We start from the raw sequence: 25707 nt of genomic DNA on the forward strand, positions 1-25707 counted from the left end.
ATCTTTTTCAGCAAGTTGTCTTTCGGGTTGCGTTTACATATGCCTATCTACGATTTCCAATGTAGCGAATGCGGTCATCAGCAAGAGCTGATGCGCAAAGTTTCTGCTCCCAGCGTGGACGAATGTCCGCAATGCAAACAGCAGACTTTCTCTAAAAAAGTCTCCGCACCGAATTTCCAGCTCAGCGGCAGTGGCTGGTACGCGACCGATTTTAAAAATGGCAGTTCTGCAACAAGCAGCAAGGCCACTGAGTCTGCCAGTACAGAAACAGCTACCAGCGGTGCCAAGTGCGCTACCGGTTGTGCCTGTCACTAACAGCGAAAAGCAATCACCATGAAAAAATATTTCATTACAGGCTTACTGGTGCTGGTTCCGTTATTCATTACGGTATGGGTGCTCAAAACTTTAGTGCAGACGCTGGACCAGAGCCTGTTCCTGCTGCCTACCTCCTGGCGCCCGGTTGCCTTGCTCGGCATAGATATCCCTGGTTTTGGTGTGATCCTGACGGTAGTCATCGTGCTGGCGACTGGCCTGGTGGCGACCAATATTTTCGGCCAGCAATTGATAGAATTATGGGAAAGCCTGCTGATACGCGTGCCGGTGGTGAAATCCATTTACTCCAGCGTCAAGCAGGTGTCGGACACCTTGTTCTCGGATTCCGGCAATGCCTTCCGTCAGGCACTGTTGATCGAGTATCCACGGCAAGGCGTATGGACCATCGCTTTCCTGACCGGCACCCCAGGCGGCGATGTGGCCAATCACCTGCAAGGTGAATATGTCAGCGTTTATGTGCCGACCACGCCTAACCCGACTTCGGGTTTTTTCCTGATGTTGCCGAAAGCTGACGTGATCACGCTGGATATGAGTGTGGATCAAGCCTTGAAATACATCATTAGCATGGGTACAGTGGCGCCTTTGCCAAAACAGCATTAATCGCAAAACCCTTTTAACTCTATAAAAATTATTATGATGCGTACACATTACTGCGGTCACCTGAACCGCGAACATATCGGACAAACCGTGACACTGTGTGGCTGGGCCCATAGGCGTCGCGACCACGGCGGCGTGATCTTTATTGATCTGCGCGACCGTGAAGGCCTGGCGCAGATCGTGATCGACCCGGACACCAAAGAGGCGTTTTCTATCGCAGAAACCGTACGTAACGAGTTTGTGCTGCGCGTGGTGTGTAAAGTGCGCGCCCGCCCAGAAGGCACAGTCAACACCAATCTGCCTACCGGCGAAGTCGAGATGCTGGCGACTGAGATCGAAGTACTGAATGCTTCATTGACGCCACCATTCATGCTCGATGATGACACTCTGACTGAAACCGTGCGCCTGGAACATCGCTATATCGATCTGCGTCGCCCGGCCATGCAGAAGAATCTGATGCTGCGTTATAAAGTCGCAAAAAACCTGCGTGATTACCTGGATGATAACGGTTTCATCGAAGTGGAAACGCCTATGCTGACGCGCTCTACTCCTGAAGGTGCGCGCGATTACCTGGTGCCTTCACGCGTGCATCACGGCCAGTTCTTTGCTTTGCCGCAATCACCGCAATTGTTCAAGCAATTGTTGATGGTGGCCGGTTTTGACCGTTACTTCCAGATCACCAAATGTTTCCGTGACGAAGATCTGCGTGCAGACCGTCAGCCTGAATTCACCCAGGTGGATATCGAAACTTCATTCCTTGAAGAAAACGACATCATGGATCTGGTGGAAGAAATGATACGCCGCATGCTGAAAAAGGTGCAGGATGTGGATCTGCCAGCCCAGTTCCCGCGTATGCCATTCAGTGAAGCGATGAACCGTTACGGTTCAGACAAGCCGGATATGCGCGTGACGCTGGAGATCACCGAGCTGAGCGATGTCATGAAAGATGTCGATTTTAAAGTGTTTGCCGGTGCAGCCAATATGGCCGGTGGCCGCGTGGCGGCGATCCGCGTACCTAACGGTGCGGCTATCAGCCGTTCCGAGATCGATGCGTACACCGAGTTTGTCAAAATCTACGGTGCCAAAGGCCTGGCGTATATCAAGATCAACGATATTACCAAGCTGAACGAAGAAGGCCTGCAAAGCCCTATCGTCAAAAATATACACGTCAATGCGCTGCAGGCCATCATTGAGCGCACAGGTGCGCAAAACGGCGATATCGTGTTTTTTGGTGCCGATAAAGCCAAGATCGTCAACGAAGCGCTGGGCGCATTGCGTAGCAAAGTCGGTCACGAAAAAGGCCATGTCGATGGACGCCAGTGGGCACCATTGTGGGTGGTTGATTTCCCCATGTTTGAGCATGATGAAGAGAATGACCGCTGGGTGGCCTTGCATCATCCGTTCACGGCGCCTAAAGACGGCCACGAAGACTTGCTGGTCAGCGATCCGGGCGCCTGCTTGTCCAAAGCTTATGACATGGTGTTGAACGGCTGGGAGGTGGGTGGCGGTTCTGTGCGTATCCATAAGCAGGACGTACAATCAAAAGTATTCGATGCCTTGAAGATCAGCAAGGAAGAAGCGCAGGAGAAATTCGGTTTCCTGCTGGACGCCCTACAATACGGCGCACCACCGCACGGCGGCCTGGCTTTTGGCCTGGATAGACTGGTGACTTTGATGACAGGCGCTGAATCTATCCGTGATGTGATCGCTTTCCCGAAAACGCAGCGCGCGCAGTGCCTGATGACCAATGCCCCTAACGAGGTGGATGAGAAGCAGTTGCGCGAGTTGCATATACGCGTACGTCAGCAGAATACCGCTGCCAGCTGATCAAACTGGTATCGGCATTGTCCGCAATGCCGCACTGGCCAGGCTTCATGCCAAGCGCGTCCATCCGGGCGCGCTTTTTTATTTCAGATCAAGTGAAGGTGACTATTGAAGGTGGCTATGTTTGAGGCATTGATACGCACTATCCCGGACCATCCGAAACCGGGTATCCAGTTCAGGGATATCACCACCCTGTTGCAGGACAAACAAGGGTTTGCGGCAGCGATTGAGACGCTTGGCCAGGCCTATGCAAGCCATCAGTTTGATAAGGTGGTCGCCATGGAGGCGCGTGGCTTTATCATAGGCGCGGCGCTGGCAGTCAGGCTGGGGGCCGGTTTTGTGCCTGCGCGCAAGCCCGGCAAGCTGCCCTGGGCCACCATTTCACAACCCTATCTGCTTGAGTACGGCAGTGACGCGCTGGAAGTGCATGAGGATGCGATAGCGCCGGGCGAGCGCATCCTGCTGGTGGATGACCTGATCGCCACCGGCGGCACCGCGCTGGCGGCGGTGGCTTTAGTCCGTCAATTAGGCGGCGTGGTAGCGCAGGCAGCGTTCGTCATCGACCTGCCCGAGCTCGGCGGCATGCAGCAATTGGCCGCCGCCGGTGTACACGGATTTGCCCTGTGTCAATTTTCAGGGCATTGATTGCAGCGTATTAGTTTGTACGCAACAAGTTTTGTACTATAGTTGCCGACTTGTAACAATGAATTCATAAGGTAATCATGCCACTGACCGAAATCAATCATGTCAATTTCCGCTCCGATAGAGACACCATGCACAAGCTGCGTGATTTTTATTGCGATGTGCTGGGGCTCACGGTTGGCAAGCGCGTCGCCAGCACCACCTATGGCTACTGGCTGTATATAGGCGATAACGATGTGATACACCTGGCAGAATATAAAACTGACCAAGCGCCGCAACTGCATGTGCATGGCACCTTCGACCATGTGTCGTTCACCTGTACCGATATGCCGGAGATGGAGTCGCGCCTGCAAGCGCATGACCTGGCCTATACCAGCCGCACGCTGGCCAATGGCATCCGCCAGATCAACCTGCGCGACCCGGCTGGCAACGGCGTAGAACTCAATTTTGAAGAATTTGCCGACCCCAGCTACGAAATGCGTCCTTCAGGTGACCCTAGCAAGCTGGCATAAGGCTGGTCTATGTGTGATGGCAATCACAGATAGCATTTGTGTTTTGGGTAGAGAATGGCTTTCATGCAACAGCAATAACTACAAAGCGACATGGATGGGGAAAACGATGAAAAGAATATGCAGCTGGGCAGGCATTTCTGCCTTATGTTTAAGCAGTCTTGGTTTCAGTGCCTTGGGTTTTAGTGGCATGGCGCAGGCTGAGGCAGACCCAAAACTTTGGACTGTGGTTAAAGAAGCATTCTTTCCCAAGCGCGATATTCAGGAAGTCGATTTTCTGAAGATCGAAGCGCCGCGGCGGGCCGAGAGCGGTGCGCAGGTGCCGGTGACGCTGACCTATGACAAAGCGGCTGCCAACGGGGTGGCGATCAAGAAATTGTATGTGATCGTCGATGCCAACCCTATCCAGTTGGCTTCAACCTACCATTTGACCGATAGTTTAAACGGCTTTCAGATGGCGACCAGGATACGCCAGGAATCCGATTCTTTTGTGCGCCTGATCGGCGAGACTGCGGATGGCAAGCTGTATATGACCAAACGCGAGATACGCGCCGCCGGTGGCTGTGGCGGTACGGTAGATAATAATGAGGCCGAAGTGCGCGCCGCCGCAGGCAAGATCAAGTTCAATGTCGACGCGCCCAAGTTTGGCGAGCCTGCCACCGCGACCTTTAATATCAAGCACGTGATGCGCACCGGCCTGCAGCGCGACCTGGTATCACAAGGCTTTGTGCCTGCGTTTTATATCAATAAAGCGACTTTTACCTATAACGGCAAAGAAGTGATGACGGTAGATGTGGGCGTAGGCACCAGTGAAGACCCATATATGAAATTCAGCTTTATCCCTGATGCGCCAGGCAAGCTGGAGGTGGTTGCCACCGATAATGAAGGCAAGTCATTCACGCAAGCGGTAGATGTGCATAGTTAAGCTGGCATGACAGCACAAAGGCCTCGATAGAGGCCTTTTTTGTTTTAATGGCATTTGCGGTCAGGCAGCCACTGAATCGTGTGCCAGATGTTAAAATCCATACACTAGCGGACAGGAGAGGTCAGGATGAAAAGTTTTCGTAAAGAGTTGTGGTTCAACATTCCGGCGCGTATGGATTTCAAGAATATCACGCAGGATGTGGTGGCGTGCGTGCGCGAAAGCGGTGTAAAAGAAGGTTTGGTATTGATCAACGCCATGCATATTTCTGCCAGCGTATTTATCAATGATGATGAACGCGGCCTGCACCATGATTACAAGATCTGGCTGGAAAAATTAGCGCCGCATGAGCCGGTCAGCGGTTACCGCCATAATGACACCGGCGAGGACAACGCTGATGCCCATATCAAACGCCAGATCATGGGTAGGGAAGTGGTAGTCGCGGTGACTGAAGGCCAGCTGGATTTTGGCCCATGGGAGCAGATCTTTTACGGCGAGTTTGATGGCAGACGCAACAAGCGCGTGCTGGTAAAAATAATAGGTGAGTAACTAGTCACGCCAGCTATTCAATCCCTGATACAGCTGCTGCAAGCTGTATCAGGGCAAGGCACTAGCTATGGATATAGCTTTCCAGCTGCTTGATCAGTTCTTGCTGGTAGCTGATGGTTTCTTTCAGGATATCGCCTATAGACAACATGCCCAGCATTTTGCCGTGATCTACCACCGGTAAGTGCCGGAAACGTTTTTCCAGCATGGTGTTCATCGCAGATTCCACCAGTTCATCAGGTTTGCCGGTGATGACTTTCTGTGTCATCACCTCAGCCACCTCGGTGGTTTTGGAGGAGCGGCCTTTAAGGACGATCTCGCGCGCATAATCGCGTTCGGAAAAAATACCGACCAGCTCGCCGTCTTTGATCACCGCCAGCGCGCCTATCTTGTATTCGGCAAGAATCACCAGTGCATCAAACACCGGCCGGTTAGGCGCAATGCTGATGATACCCTGGTGTGTTTTCAGTTTGAGTACTTGTTGAAGAGTCTTCATCGCTTCCTCCTTCCATCATCTCGGATAACTAATATACACCCATGAGTGATGCTAATGAATACAGTTTGTTAAATTAGATAACGCTAACTGATTCATTGAGCTCATGTTTTTTCTTTGAACATAGTGCTTAAAGCTGGCTAGACGCTATGGAAATGACATTATTGATAATGGTTCTCATTATAGATTTGCTTTATAATCCCGCCCCCAGAATACTAATAGCTTGGAAGAGGATATGCAGCAATACAAAAGTAATTCTATACAGTCGTATAAATTCAAACCTGGTAATAAATTCAAGCCTAGTAATAAATTTAAACCTAGTACATTGAGTTCTTTAATTGCCGCATTGTTCGTCGCATCGACATTGCATGCCGGAGAAACAAGTAAAGCAGGTGAAACAAGCAAAGCAGTTGAAAAAAATGAATCAAAATCAGAAAAAGCGTCCACAGAAAGTCAAACTTTAGAGACGGTTACCGTTAAGGGCACAGTAGAAACGCGTGGCAAGCCACTGCCAGTCTATGCCGGTGGGCAAGTTGCAACAGGTGGCAAAGTCGGACTGTTGGGAAATAAGTCTGTGATGGATACACCATTCAGTATGACCAGCTACACTCAGGAACTGATACAAAATCAACAAGCATCGACTGTCGCAGATGTCGTTGCTAATGACCCATCGGTGCGAAACATCAATCCACGGTTTGGTCGTTTCGATCAATTCACCATTCGTGGCTTTAACCTGGTTAACAGCGAAATCGCTTTCAATGGTTTGTATGGCATTGTTCCGACCTATACCGTACCTGTCGAGTCTGCCGAGCGCGTAGAGATCTTTAAAGGACCTAATGCGCTTTTAAATGGTATGTCTCCTAGTGGCGCTGTTGGCGGGACTATCAATATCGCGCCCAAGCGGGCAACAGATACGGACATCACACAATTTACCGCCAGCTATGCGACTGAGTCAGTGTTAGGTGGCCATTTAGATGTAGGCCGACGCTTTGGTAGCGATGGTGAATTTGGTGTACGAGTGAATGCAGTGCACCAGGATGGCAAAACATCATTTGGAAACGACCAGGAAATCGAGAGAAGTTTACTTTCTGTAGCCTTAGATTACCGCGGTGAAAAGTTACGGCTTTCCAGTGATATATACCATTACGAGAATCGTGGAACAGCGCCTTTAGAGCGTGTCGCTTTGACTGGGGCTGCCGTGGTTCCCCGCGCCAATCGCATTGGCGACAATTTTGCTCAAAAATGGTCATATGCTGACTCCATTGATAGCGCAGTGATGTTCAGAGGGGAATACGACATTGCCCCACTCACTACCGCCTATGCCGCCTGGGGTGCCAGAAGAGGGCGCTATGACTTTCTTCGAGTGGCGCCAATTAATGTGAATTCAGCAGGTAACTTCACTGCGACAACCAATGTATTCCTTCGTGATGAAGACACCGTTTCAAGTGAGGCAGGTATTAGAACCGCCTTTACAACCGGCTTTGTAGACCATGCTGTGAACTTCAATACCAGCTTGTACAAAATTGAATTCGGAAATTTCGAAAGTGCTTTAGGGTCTGTCGCTTCCAATATCTATAACCCGGTTAACCGAGCTGAGCCAAGTACCGCCGGCGTTTCTGGTCATCCCACCCGGGCAGGCGAAACAGAGCTTGTAAGCTTTGCTGTAACAGATACCTTATCCATGCTTAATGAGCGCGTGCAGCTCACGCTGGGTGCCAGAAAACAGCGTGTTATCGGCAAAACCTATAATGCAGTCAGTGGTAGTAAAACAGCTGAGTATGATGAAGATGCACTGACGCCTACTGCGGCGATCGTGCTTAAGCCTTTTGAAAATGTTTCAGTGTTTGCTAACTATATTGAGGCGCTGACTCAAACGCCTATTGGCCCTAATGTCGGTGTAGCTAACCCAGGTGCGATGTTGCCTCCTGGCAAGTCCAAGCAAATAGAGGCTGGTGTAAAAGTTGACCTGGGTAAATTTACAACCACGATGAGCATCTTCAGAATAAAACGACCAAGTACATTTACTGATCCAGTCACTCTGGTTTATGGATTGAACGGAGAGCAGCAAAATACTGGGTTGGAGTTGAATGTATTTGGTGAGCCATTTTCAGGGGTCAGGCTATTGGGCGGCTTTATGCTTTTAGATGCTGAGCTGACTAAAACGAATGCTGGCGTCAATGAAGGTAATACGGCTGTAGGCGTTGCTAAAGTCAATGTGAATCTGGGTAGCGAGTGGGATTTAAGCTATGTACCCGGTTTAACTTTGACAGCCCGTGCTATCTACACAGGGGATCAGTATGTGAATGAAGCCAATACGAGAGAAATACCTGACTGGACTCGTTTCGACATAGGCAGCCGTTATGTATTCACCGCTCATGGCAAAAAAGTGACGTTGAGAGCAAATATTGAAAATGCTTTTGATAAAAGGTATTGGAGTACGGCTTCCCAATTTGGCCTCACTTTTGGTACCCCAAGAACAGCTATTTTATCTGCCACCCTGGATTTTTAATTGAAACTCAATCAGTCAACATGCTTTAAAAAGTAATCATCACTCCAAAAAAGAAAGATCTGTTTAGAAATAAATGGATCTTTTTTTTGGACGTAATCAATTTCAAGATGTTGTGTAAGTAAGCAAAACTGTGGATAAAACTTGACATAGTTAGGAACCTAACTATAATGTCACCTAATTATGTTGCAACTTAGAGACCTTCCCTCCCAAGAAGTATTAGAGCGCTTTGCCGAGCGGTACCCTGCGGCTGACGTCACTGCCATTGCCAGTTTTCTGATGTTGCTCAGGGTGGCGACCGATCTGTCGGTAGCGCTGGATGCCTGCCTGAGCAAGCATGATCTGTTGCAGGGTCGCTGGTGGGTGCTGATCTTGCTCATGCGCGAGCGTGATCTGAGCTCGCAGCCTTCGGTGCTGGCAGAAAAGCTGGGAGTGACACGTGCCACCATGACCGGTTTGCTGGACGGTCTGGAGCAGGGCGGCCTGGTGCAGCGGGTTTCGGCGCCGCAGGACAGACGCAGTGTGCAGATCAAATTGACTGCTGCCGGCCAGGCCAAGCTGGATGCGGTGATGCCGGATTATTACAGCCGTCTGCGCTTGTGCATGCAAGGCTTGTCAGAGCGCCAGCGCAGTGATCTGCAAAGTATTTTGGGCGTGATAGACGATGGAATGTCGGCCTGGGATTTCAATCAGTAATTCGTAGCATTTTACCTCATAGCATTTTTCCAAGGAGTTTAGCAATGACCGCAGTAGTAGACACGTTAAAATCATTGAACACGCAATTTGATGCCGCTTTCAACAGTAAAAACACACAAGCGATCGCTGCTTTATATGCCGAAACTGCCATCGTATTGCCAGCGCCGGCAGGTGAGCCAGTCAAAGGTCGTCAGGCGATCGCCGATTTTTTTGGTGGTTTGATCCAGGCCGGTGTGATCGAGCACGCGTTGACTATGAAAGAAGCGATTGTGACTGACAGCCTGGCCACGCAAACAGGTAACTGGGCAGGCGCGCTGGTCGGTGAAGATGGCGTTAAACAGCAGTTTGGCGGCAATGTGCAAGTGGTATTCCAGAAGCAGGCTGATGGCCAGTGGCTGGCCGTGACGCACATCTGGAACTGATCGCTCGCTTTTATTTAAGAATAACCATCAGAGACAAACGAAATGGATCAACTGGTTAAACAGCGTTCACAGGCACTTACCGCCTTGTTAGTCCTTGCCATTATCTGGGGCTACAACTGGGTGGTGATGAAGAGTGCGCTGCAGTATGCCGGGCCGTTCCAGTTTGCAGCCATGCGCACGTTTTTCGGTGCGCTGGTGCTGTTTCTGGTGTTGTATGTCACGCGGCGTTCCATGCGGCTGACAGAATTCCCTACCATGCTGGTGTTGGGTCTGCTACAAAATGTAGGCTTTACCGGCGTGTTGATGTGGGCATTGGTGGAGGGCGGCGCAGGTAAAACAGCGGTGCTCACTTACACCATGCCGTTCTGGACATTGTTGTTTGCCTGGCCATTGCTGGGCGAACGTGTGCATGGCTGGCAGTGGCTGGCGGTAATCTCGGCCGTGTTCGGCATGCTATTTATCTTTGACCCGCTGCATATCCGTGCTGACGCTTTCAGCATGACACTGGCAGTGATTTCCGGGATCTCCTGGTCATTATCTGTGATCATGACCAAGAAACTGCACCGACGCCACCCTGAACTGGATCTGATCAACCTCACTGCCTGGCCGATGCTGCTTGGGTCATTACCTATGGTGGTGATTGCTTTTCTGGTACCGGCGCCACCTATCCTGTGGGAAACTTACCTGATAGGCGCTATCTTGTTCAATGTAGTCTTGTGCGGGGCGTTCGCCTGGTTGCTATGGCTGTTTGCCTTGCAACGCTTACCAGCGGGTGTGGCCAGTATGGGTTCCATGCTGGCACCGGTGATAGGGGTGATCGCGGCGTGGATACAACTCGGTGAAGTGCCGGATGCGATGGAGTCCATAGGCATGGTGCTGATCGCTATCGCCCTGCTGGTGATCTCCTGGGTCACTATCCGCGAGCAACCAAAGTCGAGTAAAGCCTTATAAAAAAAGCCCGCAACTGCGGGCTTTTTGTTGCAACGACCTGATATCAGGCTAGCTCGTGTAAACCGTTTTGTACCCCACCCAGCAAATGGCCAAGCACTGAAGTCACATCGCCTACCGCATGGGTCAAATCACCCACGGCATGGCTCAGACCAGCCGTCACCGCCGGCGTGCTGGCTGTGATGTCTCCGGCAGCAGCAATCACATTGTGCAGCAAGCCATCGCCAGTCTCAAACAACACGTCGGCGACATTCAGTACCTCATTGGCCACGCCATGGCTCACTTCTGTCACCGTGTTGACCACCCCCTGCACATCCAGCAGGCCGTTGACATGGCTTAACAGGCCGGATACATCCACCTGGCTGCCGACATTGCCGACCAGCCCGGTCACGCCTGCGAGCAAGCCGCTCACATCGACCACGCTGTGCTCGCTGCCTAGCAGGTCACCCACAGTACCAGTCACACCGGCGACTACGCCTGAAACGGCAGCAAGCAATCCAGCATCTGCATGGGGCCCTTCTTCAGCAGGCCCTTCTTCGGGGGCAGTACCATTCACCAGTGCGGCGAGCTCTGCCGTGACCTCATTCAGCAAAGTGCCCGCAGTCGCCGTCACGCCGTTAACGGTCGCGCCCGCTGTGGTTGCCGTTTGATCCAGCAGCGAGTTTGTTGCATGCACCACGTCAGTCACTATGTGGTTGACCGTACCAACCACGGCAGGTACATCCACCAGGCTGGTGGTACTACCCAGTGTTTCACCCAGGCCATGTGTGATATTGGTCACTGTGCCTGATACATCCAGCAGCAAGTGCTGGGTTGTATCCACCACGTCGCCCACTGCGACAGTGGCACTATTCACCAGGGTGGCTACCTCCCCGCTGGCCTGACCCACGGTCTGGTTCACCGTGTTTATCAGTCCGCCAACAGTGCCGGTCAGCGTAGAGGCGGCGCCGCCATTCAACAGGCTGCCGGTGCTGGCCAGCAGGTGATCTATCGTATGGTCTAGCGGAGTAATGACTTGTGGAAGCGCGCTGTTCAGCTTCGCCTGGGTGCTGTCAATCACATGATTGACAGTGCCAAACAGTCCGAAAGTCAGGGATTTCAGTAATGCCATATACTTCTCCTTAATAGGTTTTTTTTGCTTCTCCAGGCTTTATGGCGCTACTTGCGGCTGCAAGTGAGCGTGATAAAGAAGTTTCCATGTACGAAAATATATTTATATACAATGGAAAACAAATATTAACACCGATTTAAAATTGGAAATTCCAGTTTTGCATATGTAAATATGCGGCTTTTATAGCGATATATGCGCTGTGAAAATCAGGCGGGTGCGCTGTGGTAAAATCGCTATTTTCTCAAAACGATCATCTCAGCATAGACTGAATAAGGACATTCCATGGCGGGACATAGTAAATGGGCCAATATCCAGCACCGTAAAGGGCGCCAGGATGCCAAGCGCGGCAAAATCTTCACCAAGTTGATTAAAGAGATCACCGTATCAGCCAGGCTGAGCGGCGGTGATATCGCCATGAACCCGCGCCTGCGGGCAGCCGTTGCCGCTGCCAAAGAAGAAAACATGCCTTCGGACAATATCACGCGTGCGATCAAAAAAGGCACTGGTGAGCTGGAAGGCGTCAATTACGAAGAGATACGCTATGAAGGTTATGGCATCAATGGTGCCTCTATCATTGTCGACTGCCTGACCGATAACCGGCAACGTGCGGTGATGGACGTGCGGCATGCACTGACCAAGCACGGCGGCAATCTGGGCACAGATGGTAGCGTGGCGTTTATGTTCAAACACTGTGGTCAGCTGGTATTTGAACCGGGTGTGTCAGAAGATGCGGTGATGGAAGCGGCGCTGGAAGCGGGCGCGGAAGATATCATCACCGATGAGGACGGCAGTATAGAGGTGATCACGGCACCTGCTGATTTTGTCAGCGTGAAAGAAGCGCTGGAAGCCGCAGGCCTGAAAGCAGTCATGGCGCAGGTGACCATGAAAGCGCTGAATGAAGTGGTGTTTACCGGCGACGATGCAGTCAAGATGCAAAAGATCCTCGATATGCTGGAAGACCTTGATGATGTGCAGGATGTGTATACCTCTGCCGTGATTGAAGAGAGCTAGTGAGCTTTTCTGCGGTGCAACAGCCATGACAGTGCAGCGTATCCTGGGTATAGACCCCGGTCTGCGGGTGACAGGCTTTGGTGTGATAGAGACCCTGGGCGGCAAACTCAGCTATGTCAGTAGCGGGGTGATCAAAACCGCATCCGCCAAAAAAAGTGTGGCTGGCGAAGCAGAAAAAGAAGCATTGCCAGAGCGCCTGAAAGTCATACTGGATGGCCTGTTTGAGGTGATAGATACCTACCAGCCTACCCAGGTAGCGATTGAAAAGGTGTTTGTGAATGTCAACCCGCAATCCACCTTGTTGCTCGGGCAAGCCAGGGGCGCAGCCATTTCGGCGGCAGTCATCAGGCAGTTGCCGGTGGCAGAATACACCGCATTACAGGTCAAACAATCGGTGGTCGGCAACGGCCACGCTCAAAAAGAACAGGTGCAGGAAATGGTCAAGCGCCTGTTGAAACTCCCTGCAAACCCCAGCCCCGATTCGGCAGATGCGCTCGCTTGTGCCATTTGCCATGCACATGGCGGCCAAGGCTTGGGTGCACTGGCAACTACCGGGTTCAGGGTCAAAAATGGAAGGTTAGTATGATTGCACGTCTGAATGGTCGTTTGCTGGAAAAGTCGCCACCGCTGATAGTGGTGGATTGCAATGGTGTAGGTTACGAGGTTGAAGTGCCCATGAGCACTTTTTATAACTTGCCCGAGCTCGGCCAGCCGGTGCAGTTGCTCACGCACATGGTGGTGCGTGAGGACGCACAATTGCTGTATGGTTTTGGCAGCGAGCAAGAGAAGAACACTTTCAAGCAGTTGTTGAAAGTGAATGGCATAGGTGCCAAATCGGCCCTGTCTATCTTAAGTGGCGTCAGTGTCAATGACTTGATGCTGGCAGTCAGCCAGCAAGAGGTGGCCATGCTGACGCGTGTGCCAGGCATAGGCAAAAAAACTGCGGAACGCCTGTTGCTGGAGCTGAAAGACAAGTTTGTGGTGACTGGTTCCACTTCGGCGCAGCCGGTGGCCAAAGCGGCGACGGATGATATCCTGAATGCGCTGGTGGCACTTGGTTACCATGAGCGCGAAGCGCAGGCGACCATCAAATTGCTGGAGCCAGGCGTAGGCGTCAGTGACGGTATCCGCCAGGCGCTGAAATATCTGTCCAAATAATCCAGAAACGCAAATAATATTGCCGCTAATGGTCCGGCGCCCCATGCTATCTCGCGCCATGGTATGATGCCTGAAAAATAACTTCTATAATTAGCGGCAATGATGTCCTGCACTGATTAAATTGGCACCACTTTTAAGTGTTTCATGACCTCATCACCGACCATCCCATGATAGAAACCGATCGACTTGTTGCCCCAGCTACGGTCAGCGTTCAGGAAGAAGCGCTGGAGCGGGCGCTACGACCCAAATTACTGGATGAGTACGTAGGCCAGGAAAAAGCGCGCGGTCAACTCGAGATCTTTATCAATGCCGCTCGCGGCCGCCAGGAAGCGCTGGATCATGTACTGCTGTTCGGCCCACCCGGTCTCGGTAAAACCACACTGGCCCATATCATCGCCAAAGAAATGGGCGTCAACCTGCGCATGACTTCCGGCCCGGTGCTGGAACGCGCCGGCGACCTGGCCGCGCTGCTGACCAATCTTGAACCCAATGACGTATTGTTCATCGACGAGATCCACAGGCTGAGCCCGGTGGTGGAGGAGATACTGTATCCGGCGATGGAGGATTATCGGCTGGATATCATGATAGGTGAAGGGCCAGCCGCACGCAGTGTGCGCCTGGATCTGCCGCCATTCACCCTGATAGGGGCAACCACGCGTGCCGGCATGCTGACTAACCCGCTACGTGACCGTTTCGGCATCGTGGCGCGGCTGGAGTTTTACACGCATGATGAATTAGCCAAAATTGTGGCGCGTTCTGCCAGCCTGCTGGAAGTGGACATGCAACAGGCTGGCGCGGTCGAGATCGCCCGCAGGGCGCGTGGTACGCCGCGTATCGCCAACCGCCTGTTACGCCGCGTGCGCGATTATGCGCAGGTGAAATCTGATGGCGTGGTCACCGATTTGATCGCCGATGCCGCCTTGAAAATGCTGGATGTGGATCAGCAGGGGCTGGATGTGATGGACCGCAAGTTGTTGCAGGCAGTGGTGGAAAAATTTGCTGGCGGCCCGGTCGGGCTGGATAACCTGGCCGCTGCCATCGGTGAAGAGCGCGATACCATAGAGGATGTGCTGGAGCCCTACCTGATACAGCAAGGCTATCTGATGCGCACCCCGCGTGGCCGCGTGGCGACCCTGTTAACCTACCAGCACTTTGGCTTACGGGCGCCTGCCAGCATGGTCAGCAGTGACTTGTGGCAGGAGGGCGGTCAGTAATGTTTGTATTGCCAGTGCGTGTGTATTACGAAGATACCGATGCCGGTGGCGTGGTCTACCACGGCCAGTATCTGAACTTTATGGAGCGCGCACGGACTGAATGGTTGCGCGCTTTGGGCTTTGCACAGAGCGTGTTGCGGCAGAATGAGCACATAGTATTCGTGATGCACAGCATGCAGATACAGTTCAAGAAACCGGCCAGGCTGGATGATGAATTAAACATAGTCACGCAACTGACTGAAATGCGGCGCGGCAGCTTCAGCTGCCAGCAACAGGTCATGCGGGACGGATTGGTTTTACTAGAAGCGCAGGTAAAAGTTGCCTGCGTCAATGCGGATTCATTTAAACCCACGGGTATTCCGGCCCGTATCAAAATAGCACTGGAGTCTTCATGAATGTCACAAACGATATGTCGATCTTTACCCTGGTGAGCGGCGCAAGTTTGCCCGTACAGGTGGTCATGCTGATCTTGCTGCTGACCTCACTGGCTTCCTGGTGGTATATCTTCATTAAAGTGTTTTCATTAAAGGCTGCCGCAGAGAATGTCGACCAGTTTGAAGCGCAATTCTGGTCTGGTGGTGATTTGAATGAACTCTATGAGCGCATAGGTTCCGGCCGCAAAACGCCGCAAGGCATGGCCAGTATCTTCCAGGCCGGTTTAAAAGAATTCATACGCCACAAACAGCAGAAAGATGCGCAAAAAGACGCTGAAGTCAGCGACGTGATGGAAGCGACCCGCCGTGCCATGCGCGCAGCCTATAACCGCGAGCTGGATTACCTGGATTCACACCTGCCATTCCTGGCCTCTGTGGGCTCGGTCAGCCCTTACATCGGTCTGTTCGGCACGGTATGGGGCATCATGAACTCCTTCCGCGGTTTATCCAATGTGGCGCAGGCGACATTGAGCCAGGTCGCGCCAGGCATCGCCGAAGCGCTGGTCGCCACCGCGATCGGCCTGTTCGCTGCGATCCCGGCTGTGATCGCCTATAACCGCTTTGCGGCCAACGTAGACCGTTTGCTGGTCCGCTACGAAAGCTTTATGGAAGAATTTACCAACATTTTGCAACGTAGAGCCTGATCGGAGCGCTTATGAGCAGAACGCGTAAACGGCGCATGATGAACCAGATCAACGTCGTGCCTTACATCGATGTGACGCTGGTATTACTGGTGATTTTCATGGTGACAGCGCCTATGACTAATCCAGGCATGGTAGAACTGCCTAAAGTCGGCCAGGCCCTGAAGCAGAGCGGTGACCCTATCGTGGTCACTGTGAAAAAAGAAGGCACGGTCATGATGGACGGCAGGGAGATGGAGCGTGACGATATGCTGGCCCTGATACGCCAGAAGCTGTCTGAAGCCGAAAAGCCAGTGGTGGTATCGGCTGATAAGGCAACACCGTATGGAGAAGTCGCTTCGGTGATGGATCTATTAAAGCAGGCACAAGTCAATCAGGTTGGCTTGCTGTTTCAGAACGAGAAATAGGCGGCAGGTCGCTATTTAGATGAAAATCGTACATTCTCCACAGGATCAGGTATTCCGCAGGCGCGCAGCGATATTGTCTGTGCTGATGCATATAGCGTTGTTTCTGACCATGGTTTTTATGATTGACTGGAAAGCGGTGCATGTGAATCCATCTGTGATGGAGGCAACATTATGGGATAGCTTGCCTAGCAAGACGCAACCTAAACCTGCGCCTGAACCACCAAAACCAGAGCCACCGCCCCCACCAGAACCCGAGCCGGAACCAAAGCCTAAGCCACCTGAAAAGGTGACGCCACCAGAGCCGCAGGTGAATAAAGCGGAACAAGATGCGGAAATTGCACTCAAAAAACTCGAAGATGAGAAAAAGCGCAAGGTAGAAGAAGAAAAAAAGAAAGAAGAAGAGAAGAAAAAGCAGGAAGAAAAACTGAAGAAGATTCAGGAAGCCCTGCGTAAAGAAGAGGAAGAAGACAAGCTTAAAAAAGTGCAGGATGCCATGCGCCAGCAGGACATGGAGTCGCAAAAAGCCGCTTCCGCTTCGGGTCCGGTAGATCCTTCGGTGTTAGGGTATTACACTGGGCTGATGACTCGCAAGATCCGCAGCAATGTGAACCCTGGCTTGTGCCCGGTCTCAAATCCTGAACTGCTCGTAGATTTACAGTTAACGATTACCGGCGATATTGCCGGCATGCCGAAACTGGCTAAAGGTTCAGGTGATGCAGTATGTGATGATGCAGTATTGCGTGCGGTATTAGCAGCCAAGCCATTTGATCTGCCGGGCGAGGATCATCCGGCCGAGCGTAAAAAATTGTTGGAACAGATTCGGGTGAAATTTAAGCCACGTGGCTAAAACCATGACGAGTTGAAGGCTTTTCGTTATAATTCTTGATAAAACAGGCAACTATAAAGTGAACATTACTGTGACCATGAAAACTGTTGGAACTCGCTTGGCAAAATATCGCCTGGCATTATGTAATAGCTTGGCAGCAGGTGTTTTGATGTGTATTTCGTCAATGACTGCACATGCGGCACTGGAAATCGAAATCAGCGGTGGTAGCGCTATCCAGATTCCAATCGCTATTTTGCCAATGACAGAGCCGGCTAGCTTGCAAAGCAAGAACAAACTGCATGAAATCATCAGCAATGATTTAAAAGGTAGCGGCATGTTCCGCATCCTGAATACCAGCGGCGTGCCTTCATTGCCGACCACTGCTGCCCAGATTAAATACACTGACTGGAATGCCCTAAAAGCTCAGGGTTTGAGTATTGGTGATGTGCAAGTGGCACCAAACGGTAGTCTTAAGGTGTCGGTGCAAGTAATAGATGTGCTGCGTCAAACACCATTGCTGCAAGAAACATACACTGTTGCGGCTAGCCAGTATCGACATGTGGCGCATTTGATCGCAGATAAAATATATGAAAAATTCACCGGTCAGCCAGGGGCGTTTGCTACGCGGATCGCCTATGTGACTAAAACAGGCAAGCGCTTTACGCTGCAAATTGCAGATGCAGACGGCTTCAATGCACAGACCCTGGTGTCATCGAATGAACCTATCATTTCCCCGGCCTGGTCACCAGACGGCAGCAAAATGGCGTACGTGTCATTTGAGAAAAAGAAACCCATCGTGTTTGTACAATCCCTTTACACGGGTGAGCGTAAAGTCGTTGCCAATTTTAAAGGCAATAACAGTGCGCCAGCCTGGGCGCCGGATGGCAGCAAGCTGGCTGTGGTGTTGACCTATGGCGCTAACTCACAGATTCATACTATCTCTGTGGATGGCTCTAATTTGCAACAAGTGACCAAAAGCAGTTCGATCGATACTGAACCTGCGTTCTCTCCAGACGGCCAGTTCATTTACTTCAGTTCGGACCGTGGTGGCAGACCTCAGATCTACAAAGTGCCAGCTTCTGGTGGCTCAGCATCACGTGTCACGTTTGAAGGTAGCTACAACGTGAGCCCACGTTTCTCTCCTGATGGAAAATATCTCACCTACATCCGTAATGACGGCGGCGCATTTAAAGTCGCAGTACAAGATTTAGGCACTGGCGCGGTCAAAATACTCAGCAGCGGTTCACAAGATGAATCCCCCAGCTTTGCACCGAATTCACGTACCTTGATGTATGCCACGCGCGTAGGTGGCAAAGGCACATTGGCCACAGTGGCTGTGGATGGTCTGGTGAGACAACGCCTGTCTGAAGCAGGTGGTGATATTCGTGAACCTGCATGGGGGCCTGCCCAGGCATCTCCCAAGTAGTCATCAGTTTTTTGTTTGTTTAACTAAATTTTAAGGAGAAAGTATGAACCACAATATTTGGAAAATTGCTGCACTGGCATTGGTGCTGACCGCTTGTAAAAGCACACCGATGAACCCGGCCAAGGTTGAAGATTCAAGCGTGACCAAGCCGATTTCAAACTCACAGAACAATGGCAATGACGGTTCTGCCGGCGCTAACAAGATCGACATCAAAACTGTTGATGTTGATAGCAGCCAGGATCAGTTGAGCGCTGCTGAATTGGCAAAACGCCAGATCTTCTTTGATTACGATAGCGATGCGATCCGTGCAGAGTACAAAGACCTGGTGGCTAACCACGCCAAATACCTGGCAGCACACCCACAAACTAAAGTGGTATTGCAAGGTAACACCGATGAGCGCGGTACGCACGAATACAACCTGTCATTGGGTCAACGTCGTTCAGTAGCGGTTAAAAACGCTTTGAACGTACTGGGTGTGAGCGATAGCCAGATTGAAACAGTCAGCTATGGCGAAGAGCGTTCCAAGCAAAATTGCGCAGATGAAGATTGCTTCCAGCATGACCGTCGCGTAGATGTTGTCTATGGCCAGTAATTTGCGTTCAGCCATTTTAATGGCTTTAGCGCTGGGGCTGACTGTTCCGGCAGTCAGTCACGCTGCACTGTTTGATGATGGTGAAGCACGCAAACGTATCCTCGAGCTGGAAAACAAGCAGACTTCCGAGCATGATGCCCAGCAAAAAGCCATCAGCGACCTGACGCGCACCCAGCAATCCCTGGATAAAAGGGTGCAAAGCCTGGAGTCGCTGATCAATGGCAAAGGCTTGCTGGATATGCAGAACCAGCTTGAGCAGATCCGCCAGGATGTGGCGCAGTTGAAGGGTGACCTGGAAGTGGTCAACCATCAGCTGGAAGATATGCGCACCAAGCAGAATGCCCAGTACACTGACCTCGACACCCGGGTAAAAGGCCTGGAATCACTTGCGCAGCAGGTGACCGGCCAGCTCGGCTCAGGGGCAGCGCCAGGCAATGGTGGTGACGCCAAGGCTGATGCATCGCAGCAGGAATCACGTGCTTTCTCAGAAGCGGAGTCACTGAACCAGGCGGGTAAGTATAAAGAAGCGTTTGCTGCCTATGACAACTTCCTGAAAACTTACGCTGGCAGCAAACTGGCGCCTGATGCCTTGTATGGCATGGGCTACGCCCAGTTTGCACTGAAAAGCTACAAATCTTCAGTCGCTACCCAGCAGAAGTTTCTGGATAGCTATGCTTCCCATCCGCTGGCACCGAATGCCATGCTGAGTCTGGCTAACAGCCAGATCCAGTTAGGGCAGATACCAGCGGCCAAGAAGACATTGAAAGATCTGATCGCAGCTCACCCTTCTGCAGAAGTCACGCCTAGTGCGCAAAAACGTTTGAAGGTGCTTGAAAGCATTAAATAGCAGTTAGCATGATGGAAATTGCCTGATTTGGGCGATAATAACGGGCAGATAGCAATATCTGCCCGTTTACTTTACTACTCCCATGACCACACTCAGAATTTTCGAAATCTTTTATTCATTGCAAGGCGAAAGTTCGCGGGTCGGCTTGCCGACCATCTTTATTCGTCTTACGGGTTGCCCGTTGCGCTGCGTTTATTGCGATACCGAATACGCTTTTAAAGGCGGCGGCAATATGTCAGTGGATGAGATCATGCAAGAGATCAAACAGCACGGCACGCGCTATGTATGCGTGACTGGTGGCGAGCCGCTGGCGCAAAAAGGCTGCAGTGTGTTGCTCACCCGTTTATGTGATGCCGGCTACCAGGTTTCTCTGGAGACCAGCGGTGCCATGGATCTGACGCCGGTAGATCAGCGGGTGAAAGTGATCATGGACGTGAAAACACCAGGGTCTGGCGAGATGGCCAAGAATCGCTGGGAGAACCTGCCACTGCTCAAGGTGGGTGACGAAGTGAAGTGGGTGGTTTGCAGCCGTGAAGACTATGACTGGGCCAGGCAGATGCTGGCGGAACAACCGTTCCCGAGCAACTGTGATCATTTGTTCTCTCCCAGTTTTAACCAGGTGAGCGGCGAGACCCTGGCCAGCTGGATCTTGCAGGACCATCTGCCTGTCAGGATGCAGCTGCAATTACACAAGATTTTATGGGGCGAGAAGCAGGGGGTATAAATGGCAGACTTCAATCAGCATCAATCTTCAACCAGCCATCAACCCAAGGCTGTCATCCTGTTGTCCGGCGGGCTGGATTCGACCACTGTGCTGGCGATCGCTCAATCTCAAGGCTATGAGTGTTACTGCCTGAGTCTGGATTATCATCAGCGGCATAATGTCGAGTTGCTGGCCGCCCAGCGCGTCGCCACCGCCCTGGGCGCGGCAGAACACAAGACCGTGCAACTGGATCTGTCACTATTTGGCGGCTCTGCGCTGACCGATAGTAATATCGCCGTGCCTGAACATGAGACTGCTGGCATCCCTGTCACTTATGTACCAGCGCGCAACACCATTATGCTGTCGCTATCGTTAGCCTGGGCAGAAGTGCTGGAAGCGAACGATATTTTTATCGGTGTGAATGCGCTGGATTATTCCGGGTATCCTGATTGCCGTGGCGAGTATGTCAGGGCCTTCCAGCAAATGGCGAACCTGGCGACCAGGGCGGCAGTGGAAGGCCAGCCTATCACTGTACATGCGCCACTGATAGATATGACCAAGGCCGATATCATCCGCACTGGTCACGCACTGGGCGTGGATTACGGCTTGACGGTATCGTGCTACCAGGCAGATGATGCCGGGGCAGCCTGCGGTGTATGTGATTCCTGCCGTTTCCGTAAAGCAGGTTTCGTGCAAGCCGGTGTTGCTGACCCGACGCCGTACCGGAATGCCTGACCGGCTAAGTGAAAAGAACTTGCCACTGCGCGTAATTATCAAGTATAATCCGCGCCTTTCTGCTAAGAATTCATTTTTAAGAGAACAAGATTATGGTCGTTATTCGTTTATCACGCGGTGGTTCTAAGAAGAACCCGTTTTACAGCGTAGTTGTGGCAGATTCCCGCAACCGTCGTGACGGTCGTTTCGTTGAGCGCATCGGTTTCTACAATCCATCAGCGCGTGCTGGTGCAGAAGGCCTGCGTATCAATGAAGAGCGTGCGCAATACTGGATCGGTACTGGCGCTCAGGTGTCTGACACCGTTGCCCGTCTGGTCAAGTTCCACGCTAAAGGTGTGGATGGTATGGCTGCTGCTAAAGCTAAAGACGCTGCAAAAGCAGATGCTGCCAAGGCTAAAAAAGAAGCTGAAGCTGCTGCCAAGCTGAAAGCTGAAGCTGACGCCGCTGCTGCAGAAGCCGCTGCCAAAGAAAAAGCTGATGCAGACGCTAAAGCTGAAGCAGATGCTGCAGCCGCCGCAGCTGCTGCTGAAGCGCCAGCTGCTGACACACCAGCTGCTGAATAATCTTTCTTACGCCTGAACTCAGATGGCGTTTGAAGATATGGTTGTAATGGGGCGCATTGTCGCCCCATATGGCGTTTATGGGTGGCTGAAAGTCGTGCCCGATACCGAACATCTGGATGGGCTGCTGGATTACCAGGCCTGGTGGATAGGCAAATCGCCGAACTGGCGTGAATGCACGGTTGAGCAGACCAAGATCCACAACGATGTGCTGCTGATCAAGCTGGCAGGTGTCGCAGACCGCGATGCCGCATTCAGCCTGAAGGGCCAGCAGATCGCGGTACCACGCGCCGCATTGCCAGAACCTGATGAAGGTGAGTATTACTGGTCTGACCTGATAGGGTTGAGTGTCAGCAATACGCAGGGTGTCGCGTTTGGCAAAATCACCCAGGTTTTTGAAACCGGTGCCAATGACGTGCTGGTGGTGCGTGAAGAGCAAGCTGTCAGCGTCAAGGGTAAAGACGGCAAGACGCATGAGGAATACCGCGAGCGGCTGATCCCTTTTACCAGTGATGCAGTGCCGGATGTGAATATCAAGGCCGGCACCGTGCTGGTTGATTGGGATGCCGATTTTTAAAGGGAAACAGCGCTCATGATGCAGATTGAAGTCATCAGTTTGTTTCCTGAGATGTTTGCAGCACTGACCGAGCATGGCATTACCAGCCGTGCCAGGCAACGTGGCTTGTATCAGTTAAACCTGACCAACCCGCGCCAGTATACGCAGGATGTGCATCACACCGTGGATGACAGGCCGTATGGCGGTGGCCCGGGGATGGTGATGCTGGCAGAGCCGCTGGCAGCCGCCATAGGCGATGCCAAGGCCAGATTGCTGGCACAAGGGGTCACCCCCAGGGTGATTCATCTGTCACCGCGTGGCAAGCCGCTCAGCCATGAAAAGGTGATGGCACTTAAAGATTGTAAGGGGCTGGTGTTGTTGGCCAGTCGCTATGAAGGCGTAGACCAGCGTGTGCTGGATACACTGGTAGATGAAGAGATCTCTATCGGTGATTATGTGTTGAGTGGGGGCGAATTGCCGGCCATGGTGTTACTGGATGCGATCATACGCCAGTTGCCAGGAGCCCTGGGTGATGCCGACTCCGCGCAGGAAGATTCGTTTGTGAATGGCCTGCTCGATTACCCGCACTACACGCGACCTGAAGTATTTGAAGGATTAGCGGTGCCGCCGGTGTTATTGTCGGGGCACCACGCAAAGATTAGACAATGGCGGTTACAACAATCGCTGCTGCTAACAAGGGCTAAACGCCCGGATTTACTGGCCGCAAGGCCGTTGACGAAGGAAGAAGCTAGGCTACTCAAAGAAGGTAGCCAAGACCACTGAGTTTTGAACAGTGTGCTTGGGAGTAGGAACGAGCTCTTTACAATTAAAAGGAACGAAAGGAAGTAGCATGGCAGACATTATCAAAATGTTAGAGCAGGAAGAAATCGCCCGCTTGAACAAAACCATCCCTAGCTTTGCACCAGGCGACACAGTTATCGTAGGTGTGAACGTGGTTGAAGGTACACGTAAACGTGTACAGGCTTACGAAGGCGTAGTGATCGCTAAACGTAACAGAGGCCTGAACTCCTCATTTATCGTACGTAAGATCTCTTCAGGTGAAGGCGTAGAGCGTACATTCCAGACTTACTCCCCACAGATCGCTTCTATCGAAGTGAAACGCCGTGGTGACGTGCGTCGCGCCAAGTTGTACTACTTGCGTGAGCGTTCAGGTAAATCTGCACGTATTAAAGAAAAACTGGTTGCGCGCGAGAAAGACATCGCTACAAACAACAGTTAATTTAAGCGTTGCTGAAAAAACCCTTCTTCGGAAGGGTTTTTTTATGGCTGAAAATGCCAGATTGCCGGTTGCACACAGCCTGCGATTACAGTTTAATAGACAGATGAAAAGCCTTGATGATGCGCTAGACGCCCTGATCCCTGCACCGTTCGGTTTTGTCGGAGTGCGCTGTGACGCAAGCGGTGTAGAGCTGCAGTTCCTGCTGCATGCCTTGCCGCTCAAGGCCAGCCGTGATCCGCGTGCCCGCGTAGTGGCTGAGCAGGTGACCGCATATCTGCAAGATCCGCATACGGCCTGGCAAACCATCACCCCCAATCGTGGTACGCCTTTTCAGCAACGCGTCTGGCAAGCCATGCGCGAGATCCCGGTCGGCCAAACACGTACCTATGGGCAATTGGCTGCCGCTATTCAGTCTGGCCCACGTGCCGTTGCTAACGCCTGTGGTGCCAATCCCTTGCCATTGTTTAACCCGTGCCACCGTATCGTCGCCAGTAACGGCCTGGGTGGCTTTATGCAAGGCATAGCAGGTGGTTTAGACATCAAGCGCTGGCTGCTGGCGCACGAACAGGCTGCCAGGTAAGCAGGCACATGCGGCAAAATGACAGTGCGGCAGTGGCCAGCTTTCCCGAAATCGATAGTTTTATCGACCAGCTTTGGCTGGAGGACGGCCTGTCGCCGAATACACTGGCGAGCTACCGCAATGACCTTAAAGGCTTTGCCGAATGGGCCAGCAAGCAAGCGCCCAGCCTGTGGCAAGTGCAGTCACATCATGTACAGGCATATCTGGCGCACCGCTTCCCCCTGGTCAAAGTCAGGAGTATCAACCGCCTGATCGCCACCCTGCGCCGTTTTTACCGCTATGCGCTACTGGCTAACCTGATCAGCCAGGACCCGACGCTGCATATAGAAGCGCCAAAAATGCCCAAGCAGCTACCCAAAACCATGAGTGAAGCACAAGTGGAAGACCTGCTGCACGCGCCGGATGTGAACACAGCACTAGGCATGCGTGACCGTGCCATGCTGGAGCTGTTGTATGCGAGTGGTTTACGGGTTTCCGAGCTGGTGAATATCACCATCGCAGAGGTCAGCACGCAAGATGGCGTGGTGCGCGTCACCGGCAAAGGCAGCAAAACCAGATTGGTGCCTATGGGTCAGGAAGCCGCCGAATGGATAGACCGTTATCTGGGCCAGGCCAGGGCAGAGATATTAAAAGGCAGCCTGAGTAACGCGGTGTTCGTCACTAACCGTGGTGACGCCATGACGCGGCATGCTTTTTGGCACCTGATCCAGCGGTATGCATTGCAGGCGGGCATTCCGCAGCATATCAGCCCGCATGTGCTGCGGCATGCATTCGCCACGCATTTACTTAATCATGGCGCCGATCTGCGGGTAGTGCAGATGTTGCTGGGGCATGCGGATATTTCGACGACGCAGATTTATACGCATGTGGCGAGGGAGAGGTTGCAGCAGTTGCATAAGATGCATCACCCGCGGGGGTGAGTGTTTTTGAAGGTGTTGTTGCGGCTGGTGTGACGTTCTAATCGGTATTTCTTTGATTTAGTTCAGTGCTCTGTTGCGCCATTTTCTTTCGCCCCTCGGCGAGTTACTTTTCTTTGCTTGCCCAAAGAATAAGTAACCAAAAGAAAGGGCACCCTAGCCTCCGCTTGTTTCCTGCGTTGCTCACCTCAGGACTTTCGTCCGTTGCTTTGCCGGACTTAGGCATAAGCGGTCGCGAAACTCGCCCTAGCGGCCTGCACACTGCGCAGGCCACCGCGGAGTTCAGACAGTCACTCCCTTATTTCTTATTT

At 52.1% G+C, this 25707-nt stretch carries 32 protein-coding genes; 30 read left to right on the forward strand and 2 right to left on the reverse strand.

What is annotated here, in order from left to right:
* Positions 1-39 precede the first annotated feature (39 nt).
* The 7 genes from ACT6RZ_RS00540 to ACT6RZ_RS00570 all read left to right on the forward strand — a co-directional run bounded on the left by ACT6RZ_RS00540 (position 40) and on the right by ACT6RZ_RS00570 (position 5376).
* Positions 40-315: an FmdB family zinc ribbon protein gene (locus tag ACT6RZ_RS00540; protein ID WP_444700240.1), complete on the forward strand. Its 276-nt coding sequence runs from the start codon at positions 40-42 to the stop codon at positions 313-315.
* An 18-nt stretch (positions 316-333) separates the two neighbouring features.
* The gene (locus ACT6RZ_RS00545; RefSeq protein ID WP_444700241.1) at positions 334-933 is read left to right on the forward strand and encodes a DUF502 domain-containing protein; all 600 of its coding nucleotides are present in this window, start codon (positions 334-336) and stop codon (positions 931-933) included.
* A 33-nt stretch (positions 934-966) separates the two neighbouring features.
* Positions 967-2757, forward strand: coding sequence for an aspartate--tRNA ligase (aspS, locus tag ACT6RZ_RS00550; protein WP_444700242.1), 1791 nt, complete (start codon positions 967-969; stop codon positions 2755-2757).
* Between the two features lie 117 nt (positions 2758-2874).
* The gene (locus ACT6RZ_RS00555; protein WP_444700243.1) at positions 2875-3399 is read left to right on the forward strand and encodes an adenine phosphoribosyltransferase; all 525 of its coding nucleotides are present in this window, start codon (positions 2875-2877) and stop codon (positions 3397-3399) included.
* 77 nt (positions 3400-3476) lie between these two features.
* The gene (locus tag ACT6RZ_RS00560; protein ID WP_444700244.1) at positions 3477-3908 is read left to right on the forward strand and encodes a VOC family protein; all 432 of its coding nucleotides are present in this window, start codon (positions 3477-3479) and stop codon (positions 3906-3908) included.
* 187 nt (positions 3909-4095) lie between these two features.
* Positions 4096-4830: a quinoprotein dehydrogenase-associated SoxYZ-like carrier gene (locus ACT6RZ_RS00565; protein ID WP_444700482.1), complete on the forward strand. Its 735-nt coding sequence runs from the start codon at positions 4096-4098 to the stop codon at positions 4828-4830.
* A gap of 126 nt (positions 4831-4956) precedes the next feature.
* Positions 4957-5376, forward strand: coding sequence for a secondary thiamine-phosphate synthase enzyme YjbQ (locus ACT6RZ_RS00570; RefSeq protein ID WP_379057272.1), 420 nt, complete (start codon positions 4957-4959; stop codon positions 5374-5376).
* Between the two features lie 61 nt (positions 5377-5437).
* Here ACT6RZ_RS00570 and ACT6RZ_RS00575 read toward each other — a convergent pair whose 3' ends face one another.
* A complete protein-coding gene (locus tag ACT6RZ_RS00575; protein WP_444700245.1) occupies positions 5438-5869 on the reverse strand; it encodes a CBS domain-containing protein in 432 nt (143 codons plus the stop codon).
* Positions 5870-6101: 232 nt separating this feature from the next.
* Here ACT6RZ_RS00575 and ACT6RZ_RS00580 point away from each other — a divergent pair, with 232 nt between their 5' ends.
* The 4 genes from ACT6RZ_RS00580 (at position 6102) to ACT6RZ_RS00595 (ending at position 10441) form a co-directional block, all read left to right on the forward strand.
* Positions 6102-8375, forward strand: coding sequence for a TonB-dependent receptor (locus ACT6RZ_RS00580; protein WP_444700246.1), 2274 nt, complete (start codon positions 6102-6104; stop codon positions 8373-8375).
* A gap of 180 nt (positions 8376-8555) precedes the next feature.
* A complete protein-coding gene (locus tag ACT6RZ_RS00585; protein ID WP_444700247.1) occupies positions 8556-9068 on the forward strand; it encodes a MarR family winged helix-turn-helix transcriptional regulator in 513 nt (170 codons plus the stop codon).
* 44 nt (positions 9069-9112) lie between these two features.
* Positions 9113-9490 carry a YybH family protein gene (locus tag ACT6RZ_RS00590; protein WP_444700248.1) on the forward strand — a complete coding sequence of 126 codons (378 nt, stop codon included), beginning with the start codon at positions 9113-9115 and terminating at the stop codon, positions 9488-9490.
* A gap of 42 nt (positions 9491-9532) precedes the next feature.
* Complete coding sequence (locus tag ACT6RZ_RS00595) at positions 9533-10441, forward strand: DMT family transporter (protein ID WP_444700249.1); 909 nt, start codon at positions 9533-9535, stop codon at positions 10439-10441.
* Between the two features lie 43 nt (positions 10442-10484).
* Here ACT6RZ_RS00595 and ACT6RZ_RS00600 read toward each other — a convergent pair whose 3' ends face one another.
* Entirely contained in the window at positions 10485-11549 is a 1065-nt protein-coding gene (locus ACT6RZ_RS00600; RefSeq protein WP_444700250.1) for a hypothetical protein, read from the reverse strand.
* A 282-nt stretch (positions 11550-11831) separates the two neighbouring features.
* Here ACT6RZ_RS00600 and ACT6RZ_RS00605 point away from each other — a divergent pair, with 282 nt between their 5' ends.
* From ACT6RZ_RS00605 to xerD, 19 genes are all read left to right on the forward strand, one after another.
* Positions 11832-12560 carry a YebC/PmpR family DNA-binding transcriptional regulator gene (locus tag ACT6RZ_RS00605; protein ID WP_444700251.1) on the forward strand — a complete coding sequence of 243 codons (729 nt, stop codon included), beginning with the start codon at positions 11832-11834 and terminating at the stop codon, positions 12558-12560.
* 25 nt (positions 12561-12585) lie between these two features.
* The gene (gene ruvC, locus ACT6RZ_RS00610) at positions 12586-13146 is read left to right on the forward strand and encodes a crossover junction endodeoxyribonuclease RuvC (protein ID WP_444700252.1); all 561 of its coding nucleotides are present in this window, start codon (positions 12586-12588) and stop codon (positions 13144-13146) included.
* Positions 13143-13718 carry a Holliday junction branch migration protein RuvA gene (ruvA, locus tag ACT6RZ_RS00615; RefSeq protein WP_444700253.1) on the forward strand — a complete coding sequence of 192 codons (576 nt, stop codon included), beginning with the start codon at positions 13143-13145 and terminating at the stop codon, positions 13716-13718. Before ruvC ends, ruvA begins: the two co-directional genes overlap by 4 nt.
* A 167-nt stretch (positions 13719-13885) precedes the next feature.
* Positions 13886-14932 (forward strand): Holliday junction branch migration DNA helicase RuvB, encoded by a 1047-nt coding sequence (ruvB, locus tag ACT6RZ_RS00620; RefSeq protein WP_444700254.1) that lies wholly within the window; start codon positions 13886-13888, stop codon positions 14930-14932.
* Positions 14932-15327 (forward strand): tol-pal system-associated acyl-CoA thioesterase, encoded by a 396-nt coding sequence (gene ybgC / locus ACT6RZ_RS00625; protein ID WP_444700255.1) that lies wholly within the window; start codon positions 14932-14934, stop codon positions 15325-15327. The genes ruvB and ybgC overlap by 1 nt, the downstream gene beginning before the upstream one ends.
* Positions 15324-16010 carry a protein TolQ gene (gene tolQ, locus ACT6RZ_RS00630; protein WP_444700256.1) on the forward strand — a complete coding sequence of 229 codons (687 nt, stop codon included), beginning with the start codon at positions 15324-15326 and terminating at the stop codon, positions 16008-16010. The genes ybgC and tolQ overlap by 4 nt, the downstream gene beginning before the upstream one ends.
* Positions 16011-16021: 11 nt before the next feature.
* Complete coding sequence (locus ACT6RZ_RS00635) at positions 16022-16414, forward strand: ExbD/TolR family protein (protein WP_444700257.1); 393 nt, start codon at positions 16022-16024, stop codon at positions 16412-16414.
* A gap of 19 nt (positions 16415-16433) precedes the next feature.
* Complete coding sequence (locus ACT6RZ_RS00640; protein ID WP_444700258.1) at positions 16434-17261, forward strand: TonB C-terminal domain-containing protein; 828 nt, start codon at positions 16434-16436, stop codon at positions 17259-17261.
* Between the two features lie 148 nt (positions 17262-17409).
* Positions 17410-18666, forward strand: coding sequence for a Tol-Pal system beta propeller repeat protein TolB (tolB, locus tag ACT6RZ_RS00645; protein ID WP_444700259.1), 1257 nt, complete (start codon positions 17410-17412; stop codon positions 18664-18666).
* 43 nt (positions 18667-18709) lie between these two features.
* Entirely contained in the window at positions 18710-19258 is a 549-nt protein-coding gene (pal, locus tag ACT6RZ_RS00650; RefSeq protein WP_444700260.1) for a peptidoglycan-associated lipoprotein Pal, read from the forward strand.
* Complete coding sequence (locus ACT6RZ_RS00655; protein ID WP_444700261.1) at positions 19248-20105, forward strand: YbgF trimerization domain-containing protein; 858 nt, start codon at positions 19248-19250, stop codon at positions 20103-20105. The genes pal and ACT6RZ_RS00655 overlap by 11 nt, the downstream gene beginning before the upstream one ends.
* Before the next feature lie 82 nt (positions 20106-20187).
* Positions 20188-20829, forward strand: a complete 642-nt coding sequence (gene queE / locus ACT6RZ_RS00660; RefSeq protein ID WP_444700262.1) for a 7-carboxy-7-deazaguanine synthase QueE — start codon at positions 20188-20190, stop codon at positions 20827-20829.
* The gene (gene queC / locus ACT6RZ_RS00665; RefSeq protein ID WP_444700263.1) at positions 20830-21543 is read left to right on the forward strand and encodes a 7-cyano-7-deazaguanine synthase QueC; all 714 of its coding nucleotides are present in this window, start codon (positions 20830-20832) and stop codon (positions 21541-21543) included.
* A gap of 92 nt (positions 21544-21635) precedes the next feature.
* The gene (gene rpsP / locus ACT6RZ_RS00670) at positions 21636-22106 is read left to right on the forward strand and encodes a 30S ribosomal protein S16 (protein WP_444700264.1); all 471 of its coding nucleotides are present in this window, start codon (positions 21636-21638) and stop codon (positions 22104-22106) included.
* A 37-nt stretch (positions 22107-22143) separates the two neighbouring features.
* Positions 22144-22680 (forward strand): ribosome maturation factor RimM, encoded by a 537-nt coding sequence (gene rimM, locus ACT6RZ_RS00675; protein WP_444700265.1) that lies wholly within the window; start codon positions 22144-22146, stop codon positions 22678-22680.
* A gap of 18 nt (positions 22681-22698) precedes the next feature.
* Complete coding sequence (gene trmD / locus ACT6RZ_RS00680; RefSeq protein ID WP_444700483.1) at positions 22699-23442, forward strand: tRNA (guanosine(37)-N1)-methyltransferase TrmD; 744 nt, start codon at positions 22699-22701, stop codon at positions 23440-23442.
* Between the two features lie 67 nt (positions 23443-23509).
* On the forward strand, positions 23510-23899 hold the full coding sequence (rplS, locus tag ACT6RZ_RS00685) for a 50S ribosomal protein L19 (RefSeq protein ID WP_444700266.1): 390 nt from the start codon (positions 23510-23512) through the stop codon (positions 23897-23899).
* Between the two features lie 103 nt (positions 23900-24002).
* The gene (locus ACT6RZ_RS00690) at positions 24003-24479 is read left to right on the forward strand and encodes a methylated-DNA--[protein]-cysteine S-methyltransferase (RefSeq protein WP_444700267.1); all 477 of its coding nucleotides are present in this window, start codon (positions 24003-24005) and stop codon (positions 24477-24479) included.
* Between the two features lie 8 nt (positions 24480-24487).
* Positions 24488-25399, forward strand: coding sequence for a site-specific tyrosine recombinase XerD (gene xerD, locus ACT6RZ_RS00695; RefSeq protein ID WP_444700268.1), 912 nt, complete (start codon positions 24488-24490; stop codon positions 25397-25399).
* Positions 25400-25707: the final 308 nt, after the last annotated feature.

It is taken from the genome of Methylophilus sp., from assembly GCF_052437885.1.
GTDB lineage: Bacteria > Pseudomonadota > Gammaproteobacteria > Burkholderiales > Methylophilaceae > Methylophilus.

Bases quoted from the DNA above. Each gene is read 5' to 3' on its own strand.
- tolQ (WP_444700256.1), top strand. From the start codon at position 15,324: ATGAATGTCACAAACGATATGTCGATCTTTACCCTGGTGAGCGGCGCA.
- queE (WP_444700262.1), top strand. From the start codon at position 20,188: ATGACCACACTCAGAATTTTCGAAATCTTTTATTCATTGCAAGGCGAA.
- ACT6RZ_RS00590 (WP_444700248.1), top strand. From the start codon at position 9,113: ATGACCGCAGTAGTAGACACGTTAAAATCATTGAACACGCAATTTGAT.
- ACT6RZ_RS00560 (WP_444700244.1), top strand. From the start codon at position 3,477: ATGCCACTGACCGAAATCAATCATGTCAATTTCCGCTCCGATAGAGAC.
- ruvB (WP_444700254.1), top strand. From the start codon at position 13,886: ATGATAGAAACCGATCGACTTGTTGCCCCAGCTACGGTCAGCGTTCAG.
- ACT6RZ_RS00635 (WP_444700257.1), top strand. From the start codon at position 16,022: ATGAGCAGAACGCGTAAACGGCGCATGATGAACCAGATCAACGTCGTG.
- ACT6RZ_RS00600 (WP_444700250.1), bottom strand. From the start codon at position 11,549: ATGGCATTACTGAAATCCCTGACTTTCGGACTGTTTGGCACTGTCAAT.
- ACT6RZ_RS00655 (WP_444700261.1), top strand. From the start codon at position 19,248: ATGGCCAGTAATTTGCGTTCAGCCATTTTAATGGCTTTAGCGCTGGGG.
- trmD (WP_444700483.1), top strand. From the start codon at position 22,699: ATGCAGATTGAAGTCATCAGTTTGTTTCCTGAGATGTTTGCAGCACTG.
- ACT6RZ_RS00580 (WP_444700246.1), top strand. From the start codon at position 6,102: ATGCAGCAATACAAAAGTAATTCTATACAGTCGTATAAATTCAAACCT.
- xerD (WP_444700268.1), top strand. From the start codon at position 24,488: ATGCGGCAAAATGACAGTGCGGCAGTGGCCAGCTTTCCCGAAATCGAT.
- rpsP (WP_444700264.1), top strand. From the start codon at position 21,636: ATGGTCGTTATTCGTTTATCACGCGGTGGTTCTAAGAAGAACCCGTTT.
- ACT6RZ_RS00605 (WP_444700251.1), top strand. From the start codon at position 11,832: ATGGCGGGACATAGTAAATGGGCCAATATCCAGCACCGTAAAGGGCGC.
- queC (WP_444700263.1), top strand. From the start codon at position 20,830: ATGGCAGACTTCAATCAGCATCAATCTTCAACCAGCCATCAACCCAAG.
- ACT6RZ_RS00690 (WP_444700267.1), top strand. From the start codon at position 24,003: ATGAAAAGCCTTGATGATGCGCTAGACGCCCTGATCCCTGCACCGTTC.
- tolB (WP_444700259.1), top strand. From the start codon at position 17,410: ATGTGTATTTCGTCAATGACTGCACATGCGGCACTGGAAATCGAAATC.
- ACT6RZ_RS00570 (WP_379057272.1), top strand. From the start codon at position 4,957: ATGAAAAGTTTTCGTAAAGAGTTGTGGTTCAACATTCCGGCGCGTATG.
- ybgC (WP_444700255.1), top strand. From the start codon at position 14,932: ATGTTTGTATTGCCAGTGCGTGTGTATTACGAAGATACCGATGCCGGT.
- ruvC (WP_444700252.1), top strand. From the start codon at position 12,586: ATGACAGTGCAGCGTATCCTGGGTATAGACCCCGGTCTGCGGGTGACA.
- aspS (WP_444700242.1), top strand. From the start codon at position 967: ATGATGCGTACACATTACTGCGGTCACCTGAACCGCGAACATATCGGA.
- rimM (WP_444700265.1), top strand. From the start codon at position 22,144: ATGGTTGTAATGGGGCGCATTGTCGCCCCATATGGCGTTTATGGGTGG.
- ACT6RZ_RS00545 (WP_444700241.1), top strand. From the start codon at position 334: ATGAAAAAATATTTCATTACAGGCTTACTGGTGCTGGTTCCGTTATTC.
- ACT6RZ_RS00540 (WP_444700240.1), top strand. From the start codon at position 40: ATGCCTATCTACGATTTCCAATGTAGCGAATGCGGTCATCAGCAAGAG.
- ACT6RZ_RS00555 (WP_444700243.1), top strand. From the start codon at position 2,875: ATGTTTGAGGCATTGATACGCACTATCCCGGACCATCCGAAACCGGGT.
- ruvA (WP_444700253.1), top strand. From the start codon at position 13,143: ATGATTGCACGTCTGAATGGTCGTTTGCTGGAAAAGTCGCCACCGCTG.
- ACT6RZ_RS00640 (WP_444700258.1), top strand. From the start codon at position 16,434: ATGAAAATCGTACATTCTCCACAGGATCAGGTATTCCGCAGGCGCGCA.
- ACT6RZ_RS00585 (WP_444700247.1), top strand. From the start codon at position 8,556: ATGTTGCAACTTAGAGACCTTCCCTCCCAAGAAGTATTAGAGCGCTTT.
- ACT6RZ_RS00575 (WP_444700245.1), bottom strand. From the start codon at position 5,869: ATGAAGACTCTTCAACAAGTACTCAAACTGAAAACACACCAGGGTATC.
- rplS (WP_444700266.1), top strand. From the start codon at position 23,510: ATGGCAGACATTATCAAAATGTTAGAGCAGGAAGAAATCGCCCGCTTG.
- pal (WP_444700260.1), top strand. From the start codon at position 18,710: ATGAACCACAATATTTGGAAAATTGCTGCACTGGCATTGGTGCTGACC.
- ACT6RZ_RS00565 (WP_444700482.1), top strand. From the start codon at position 4,096: ATGGCGCAGGCTGAGGCAGACCCAAAACTTTGGACTGTGGTTAAAGAA.
- ACT6RZ_RS00595 (WP_444700249.1), top strand. From the start codon at position 9,533: ATGGATCAACTGGTTAAACAGCGTTCACAGGCACTTACCGCCTTGTTA.